Source organism: Chelatococcus reniformis, assembly GCF_014640075.1.
Lineage (GTDB): Bacteria > Pseudomonadota > Alphaproteobacteria > Rhizobiales > Beijerinckiaceae > Camelimonas > Camelimonas reniformis.
Genome location: NZ_BMGG01000008.1, coordinates 245735 through 252313 on the forward strand (window position 1 = coordinate 245735; position 6579 = coordinate 252313).

A 6579-nucleotide genomic window follows, 5' to 3' on the forward strand; every position below is an offset into this window, starting at 1 on the left:
TTTCTATCAGCGGCCGATTGACTCCCGCAAGTAGATAGATCGCCGAGAAGACCGGCGGGGCGAGAAAGCCGGACCCGACCGGCCCTCGGTGGAGCGCTTGCAGCGCCGTCCCGATGGCCGAGGCAATCATCGCCATGCTCACCGCGCTTTGCGCGTCTGGGCATCGGCACCTGCCGCACGGACGACAATGACCACGATGACGAGGTAGACGCAGATCAGGAAGGCATACGGGAAGGCGAGCAGAACCAGATGAAGCGCGGGGGGCGTCTGATCAACGCCGATGGCTATGTTGGCGGGCGGCTTCGACATAGGCCTCTCCGGACGCTCGTTCTGTCAACCCTTCAGACGACACTGAAACTTACATAGTATTACTTTGATATATACGCGACTGGTCTAATCGGGCACAACATCCGACTTTGTGTACCCTCTATGGTGGTCCGAGGCGACGGGCGGAAATCGGCCGATCAAGATATGCCGTTGCCCTCAGAAGCTCCGCTTGACGCTGCCCTGAAAGGTCCACTGGTCGCGGCTCGGCAGATCTTCCTGAAAGGCGCTGCCGCGCGGCACCAGCGCCTGGATGCGGTTCGTCTCGATGCCGACGTCCAGGTCCTGGATCGGGCTCCAGACCAGGTTGACGGCGCTGCGGACGACGCGCAGTTGCGGCAGCCTCGGCTGGTCGAACCGCAGCGTCATATAGGTCACGAAGGCACTGGAGCGCCATTGCGTTGACCAATGGTGCGTCAGCATCACCGAGGCGCTGGCACCGCGCGAGAGCTCCGCCTGCCGCGCGGTGAAGCTCGACGGCATGGTGTAGCCCACCGCATCGTCGGGGTTGGAGACGCCGAGGTAGCCGGGCGCGTTGCGGGCATAGTCCGCCTCGAACACCAGTTCGTCGCCGCTACCCAGCACCGGCAGCGGGATGGTGGCGGCCAGCTGCAGTGCCCAGCCCGTGGCCGCGAGGCGCCCGGCAACCGCCGGCGAGGCGCCGGGCGATGGGCCGTCTCCATCGCCATCCTCGTCGTCGTCGAAGTCGCCGGCTGCCGGCATGCCGGTCCAGGTCGGCGCGAAGCGGACACGGCGCCAGGCGGCGCTCGCCTGGATGGTGGCGAACGCCGTCTTGATGCGCAGCCGCGCCACCACGTCCGGCAGCGACTGCGAGCCGTAGCCGTCCACGACGACGAAGCGGGTGCGCGGGCTCTCGGCCGACACAGACAGCCGCACGTTGGGCGCCAGCCGGACGGTGTAGGCGGCCACCACCGGATACTTGGAGGGGACGAGATCCGTGTAGAGGAAGTTCGTCGGCTCCCAATAGTCGAAGAACGACGAGCGCCGGCCGACGGCAAAGGGGCCGGCGTTGATCGTGGCGCGGCTGAGCAGGAGCCCGGAACCCGAACTCTCGAAGGTCACGTTGGTGGAGAGGTCGAAGGCATCGAGGCGCTGCCGCGTCGACACGTCCAGGCTTCCCGAGGACGCCACGGTCGAGCCGTTGCTGCGGTCGGCCTCACGATCGAAGATGTCGTTGTAGAACAGCGACCCCGCCGAGGCCGAGACGGTGGCGCCGAGGCGCAGGCAGGGGCCGAACGGCAGCTGGAGGAAGCCCGGCTCCTCTTCGTCGGAAACGGTGTAGCGGGAGCCATCGTCGACCGCCGGCGCCGGGCAACTCAGGTAGCGGGCGCCGTCACCTGCAACGGCCGCCGGGCTCGCCAGGGCGCAGGCGAGCGCCAGCCAGTAGACGTATCGGCCCATCCTCTGCCTGCCCCCGCGTCGATGCACAACTGATAGGTTGCCTTGCGCCCGCTTGACAACGGCTGCGGCTACGGCAGGCGGCAAATCCGCAACCGCCGGCATCCTGTACGGCACCCCAGATTGCCCCTATGAACGCCGCCGGCAGGTGGCGGGCGAGCGGTGGGCTACGCCTAAGCGCAGCGGGGCTGAGCATGGTGGAATTCTTCAACAGCACTTTCGGCGTGCGTGCCGAAGGCTACATGCTCGTCTTCGGCGGCCTTGCCGTCGGCGGCGTGGTGCTTGTTGCCTTGATCTTCGGTGTCACCGCCTACTTCGGCCGAAACGGCGCGGACTAAGCGCTTTCGAGCGAATTGGACGCCGGTTCGCGCGAAGAAAACGCGAAGAATCAAACAGATAGAGCATTTCGGCGATTCGAAGAAACGCGGAAATGCTCTAGGCGGCGGCTCGCGGGCCGCGCCACGGCCGGCTGACGCGATCGCGACCGATGTAGCCGCGCGCGCCCGATTGGGGTATGGGAATCGGCCGCTCCAGCGGGCCGTCCGCACGGACGGACCGATGCGGAGCCCGGGCCCGTAGCTCAATGGTTAGAGCCGGCCGCTCATAACGGTCTGGTTGCAGGTTCGAGTCCTGCCGGGCCCACCAAGCGCAGCAACGGTTTCAGCCGCATCTCCTACCGAAATACCGAACACTGGTACCGCTACTGGTACCCGAACGGTCGCCGCGAGAGCCGGCAAGGAGGGGATGATGGACGACAAGCTGACAGAGCTGGAGCTCGATTTGCTTGAGCACCTCGTGACGGGCAAGGACACGCATTCCGACCGCCGTCGGATGGCCTGGGGCGCCTGGATGGGGGCATGCATGGAGACCCTCCAAGGCATGCGGTACGTCACGAAGGGGATGCGCGTTCATCCGACGGATGCTGGCGTCGCCGCCCTGCGTGCCCAACGTCAAGTCGCGGAGCCCACCATGACCCCCACCAATCCCGCCGCCGGGCGATGGGGGCCGGAGGAGCCGACGGAGGAGATGGAATGGGTGCTGATGCACTTCGTGCCGGCGCGTCCTGATGCCCGCAAGGCTTACGCGAAGCTCATCGCCGCCGCCCCTACTCCGCCCCAGCCAGAGGCAGAGGAGCCGGAAGCGTGGCGCTGGAGAATGGTAGATTGGGAAGGTCGCGCGCACTGCGCCCTTACAGGGTGGCCACGGTATCAAGCAGCCAGATCATTTGCTTTCTCGTGCATGCCGCGCAGCGCGCTCGGTCGCTTGCGCTCCCACCATGGCGATCATCTGCGAGACGAAATTGCCGATGAGCGCGCCGCTTGTCCGCATGCGGGCGATGTCGGCGTCGCCATAGCCGAGCTCGCGACAGATCTCCTCGTTCTGCTCGCCCTGTTCACTCGGCGCACCCGGAGCCGGCAATTCGGCGCCTGAGAACTTCCACGGGCGGCCCGGCAGACGGAATTCGCCGCCCTGCCGATCGGGAACATTCAGCGTCGCCCCCCAGTAGTCGGCCCATTCGCTGGCTGCGAGTTCCTCGATCGTGTGGACCTCCCCAATCGCCAGCTTGGCCTGGTCGAAATGGGCGTCGAGCGTCGCCATATCGGGGAAGGTCCAGATCCACTTCTGGATGATCTCCTCGAACTGCGCGCGGTTGGCCGAGCGTAGGGCCGAAGTGACGAAACGACGATCCTCCAGAAGGTCGGGTCGCCGCATCGCCGCGATGTACCAGCTGTAGGTCATCGCACTGACGGGGCTGATGGCGCAGAAGAACTGCTCGCCGTTTGGACCCGTGAAGAACGAGCCGTCGGTCGCACCCAGGATCGCTGGGTCATCGGCCGGGTCGAGGCCATTGAGGTCCACATGGGCGTGTTCATTGACCGCCAACATCGTCGCCGCCATGGCGACGTCGATGTGCTGGCCGACGCCGGTGCGGTCGCGCTGGTGAAGCGCGGCGAGCACCGCGATCACCCCCTGCATGCCGACATATGCGTCGGCATGGCTCAGGGCGTCCGTTTTGGGCGCGCTCAGCAGGCCGCCGAAATGGCGCAGCGTGTGGTGGGTGAACCCGGCCTCGGCCTGGACGGTCGGTGCGTAGGCCATTCGCCCGCGCCAGGGACCGCCCTGGCCATAACCCGAGATCGAGACATAGATCAGCCGCGGGTTGCGTTTGGCAACACTCTCGTAGTCAAATCCGAAGGCGGCGAGTGTGCCGGGACGGAAGTTCTCGACCAGTATGTCCGCCTCTTCCACCAGCTTCCAGGCGATCTCTTTGGCCTCCGCCTTGTTTAGATCGATCGACAGGGCCCGCTTGCCCGCGTTCTGCTGGGCGTAATAACCGGTGACGCCGTTGGGATTGATCGGCGCGGCCAGGCGCGAAACGTCCCCGCGCGGCGGCTCGATCTTGGTGACATGGGCGCCTAGGTCCTGCAGTGTGCGCCCGCACAGAGGGCCAGCCAATACGCGCGAAAAATCAACGACCTTCACGCCTTCGAGAGGAGCGGCCATAGCTCAGCGCCCCTTGAAGATTGCAAGGCCGGGGCCCTGTTTCATCAGACTTTCGAGCCCTGTGTTGAGGTCCTCGGATGCCCACAGCGGCCGCTGCAGTTCCCCCATCGCCTCATCGGCGGCCTCGACGCCCTTAGCGGCAGCAAGGTTGGCGATCTGTTTGGTGCTGGTGTGCGCGAGCGTCGGTCCGTTCGCGAGTTCGAGCGCGATCACCATCGCCGCTTCGCTGAGCTTCTCATCATCGACCACAAGGTTGATGATGTTCCACTTCTCCATCTTCTCGGCATCGTAGCGCCGACCCAACATCGACATCTCCTTAGCCCTGACGATTCCGGCGCGCTGGACTTGACGCTGGACTGCGCCCATCAGCGGGTTCAAACCGAGCGTCGCCTCGACCGAGCCGATTTTGGCTGAACGCGCGGCGATGATGAAATCGCAGGCCAATGCCATTTCAAGCCCGCCGCCGACGCAGACGCCCTGCACCGCAGCGACCGTTGGCAGCGGAAAATTTTCCAGCTCCCGGAGGAAGGCAAGCGAGGAAGCTCCGACCCGCCCCTCCGGACCTTGCGACTGTTGAAACAAAGAAGTGTCCGCCCCGGCGGAAAAGTGCCTCAGGCCGCTCCTAAGCAAGACGGCGCGTGAGCCAGCCTCTCGGGCCGCAGCAAGACCTGCCCGGATACCGCCCATCAGGTCAAAACCAATCAGGTTGTGCGGAGCGTATTCCATCGAAAGGATAGCGACCGGCCCCTCGTAGCTAACCTTGACGCAGGAGAAATCAGATTTGGGAATCGAGGACATGAGATTGGAACCCTTTAAATTGAGGAGAGCCATCCCTGCGCCCGGCACGCTTGATGGTACAGGTGGTATCGTGCCATCATCCGGGTGATATGGTGCCACCCCTCACCCCGCGCGATTTCTCTGTCGGACTTGGTCTTCGAGCGCTGATCGAAGAGCTGGAAGTGTTGGGAATCGATGTCGATAGATTGCGCCGCGCTGCTGGCCTCCGATCACTTAGCGGCACGCTCACCCGGACGCAGTTACTGGCCGTGCTCAGGGCCGCGCGTGAACTCGGACAAGATCCGCTGCTAGCGATTAGGGCGGGTAAGCGCCAGAGGGTGCATCATTTCGGGGTTTACGGCTTCGCGCTCGCCACCAGCCCAACGTTTGGCGACGCTTTTGCCTTTGGACGCAAACACGTCCAGCTCGCAGGTGCCGTGTTGCGCATTACTTTCCGCCAGGAGGGCGCGCACGGGTTAGTGCAAAGCTGGAACCCGCACGCGTTGGGCGACCTGCTGCCCTTCGTCGCCGAGTTCTGGCGCGCTTCTATGGTCACTCTGAAGGGTGAAATTCTCGGGGATCGCTTCCCATCCACCTTGATGCGCTTTCCCTATCCCCGGCCCACCCACTGGCGCGCGTATGCTGATCTGTTCCATTGCCCGCTCGAATTCGAGTCCGAGACGATGGAATGGCATTTCGACGCAGCCGTGTTCGCGCGGCCTTGCCCAAGCGCAAGCTCGCTGACCGCCAACATCTGCCGCGACTTCTGCGAAGGGCTTATCGCGCGCCAGGACGGGGGAAGCCCACTGCTCCGCGAGCTACGCAACTACGTCCTCGGCAACAGCAGCCGTCGCTGCACCGCTGACGACGTCGCGTCAGCATTGGGTCTTTCGCGCCGGACCCTGTTTCGCCGATTGGCCGAAGACGGTACCACGTTCCAGGACTCGCTCGACCAAACCCGCGCTTCGTTAGCCTGCGAGTATCTGGAGAACACCCTCCTATCAGTATCCGAAATTGCGGAAAGGTGCGGTTTTGGGGACGAAGCGAATTTTCGAAAGGCCTTCGCTCGCTGGCGCGCGGCAACGCCGAGTGCGTGGCGAAAGGTCGCGCATAGGCGCCGCGAACCTGAAGCGATGCATTGGAAACCCGCCGATGTGTACCCTACACCCGAAGGTGCCGCACACCGCATTGAGGGGCTTCCAGTATCAACATCTATCGTTCTCAATCGCCTCAGCAATGAATGAGATCGGGCATGACAAAGATCGAGGCTATGAAAATTCGGAGAATGATGCGGCGGCACCAATTGCGAGAAATGGTGCCGATGGCTGACAGCACGATTTATGAGATGGAGCAGCGTGGTGCCGCCGCTTTGCAGTATCGCCTCGATGCATCGTCTGGGATTTAGCCGAAGTTGAGGCCTGGCTGCTGGCACGCCGCGCCGGCGGGCGGCCGAGACCGGCGTCGGCTGGCGCTACATCGCGCCGGGCAAGCCGCAGCAGAACGGCTTTATCGAAAGCTTCAACGGCCGCCTCCGAGACGAGCTTCTGAACGAGA

General features: G+C 64.2%; 7 protein-coding genes, 1 tRNA gene and 1 pseudogene. 5 read left to right on the forward strand and 4 right to left on the reverse strand.

The annotated features are described in order from the left end of the window. Positions 1–138: 138 nt before the first annotated feature. Both IEW34_RS21980 and IEW34_RS21985 read right to left on the reverse strand, forming a co-directional pair. Positions 139–309 (reverse strand): hypothetical protein, encoded by a 171-nt coding sequence (locus IEW34_RS21980; RefSeq protein WP_188611361.1) that lies wholly within the window; start codon positions 307–309, stop codon positions 139–141. A gap of 174 nt (positions 310–483) precedes the next feature. Next, positions 484–1746, reverse strand: coding sequence for a porin (locus IEW34_RS21985; RefSeq protein ID WP_188611362.1), 1263 nt, complete (start codon positions 1744–1746; stop codon positions 484–486). A 191-nt stretch (positions 1747–1937) separates the two neighbouring features. On the opposite strand from IEW34_RS21985, the gene IEW34_RS21990 reads away from it, so the two are divergent. Beyond that, entirely contained in the window at positions 1938–2081 is a 144-nt protein-coding gene (locus IEW34_RS21990; protein ID WP_188611363.1) for a hypothetical protein, read from the forward strand. Positions 2082–2312: 231 nt separating this feature from the next. Then, positions 2313–2388 (forward strand) — tRNA-Ile (locus IEW34_RS21995). Between the two features lie 576 nt (positions 2389–2964). Here the strand turns inward: IEW34_RS21995 and IEW34_RS22000 are convergent. Further along, positions 2965–4248: a CaiB/BaiF CoA transferase family protein gene (locus IEW34_RS22000; RefSeq protein WP_188611364.1), complete on the reverse strand. Its 1284-nt coding sequence runs from the start codon at positions 4246–4248 to the stop codon at positions 2965–2967. Between the two features lie 3 nt (positions 4249–4251). Beyond that, complete coding sequence (locus tag IEW34_RS22005) at positions 4252–5046, reverse strand: enoyl-CoA hydratase/isomerase family protein (protein ID WP_244642136.1); 795 nt, start codon at positions 5044–5046, stop codon at positions 4252–4254. A gap of 53 nt (positions 5047–5099) precedes the next feature. On the opposite strand from IEW34_RS22005, the gene IEW34_RS22010 reads away from it, so the two are divergent. From IEW34_RS22010 to IEW34_RS22020, 3 genes and pseudogenes are all read left to right on the forward strand, one after another. Further along, a complete protein-coding gene (locus IEW34_RS22010; protein ID WP_188611365.1) occupies positions 5100–6269 on the forward strand; it encodes an AraC family transcriptional regulator in 1170 nt (389 codons plus the stop codon). A gap of 8 nt (positions 6270–6277) precedes the next feature. Next, positions 6278–6430 carry a hypothetical protein gene (locus IEW34_RS22015; RefSeq protein WP_444542165.1) on the forward strand — a complete coding sequence of 51 codons (153 nt, stop codon included), beginning with the start codon at positions 6278–6280 and terminating at the stop codon, positions 6428–6430. 49 nt (positions 6431–6479) lie between these two features. Continuing rightward, positions 6480–6579: pseudogene (locus tag IEW34_RS22020) on the forward strand (integrase core domain-containing protein); the annotation flags it as partial.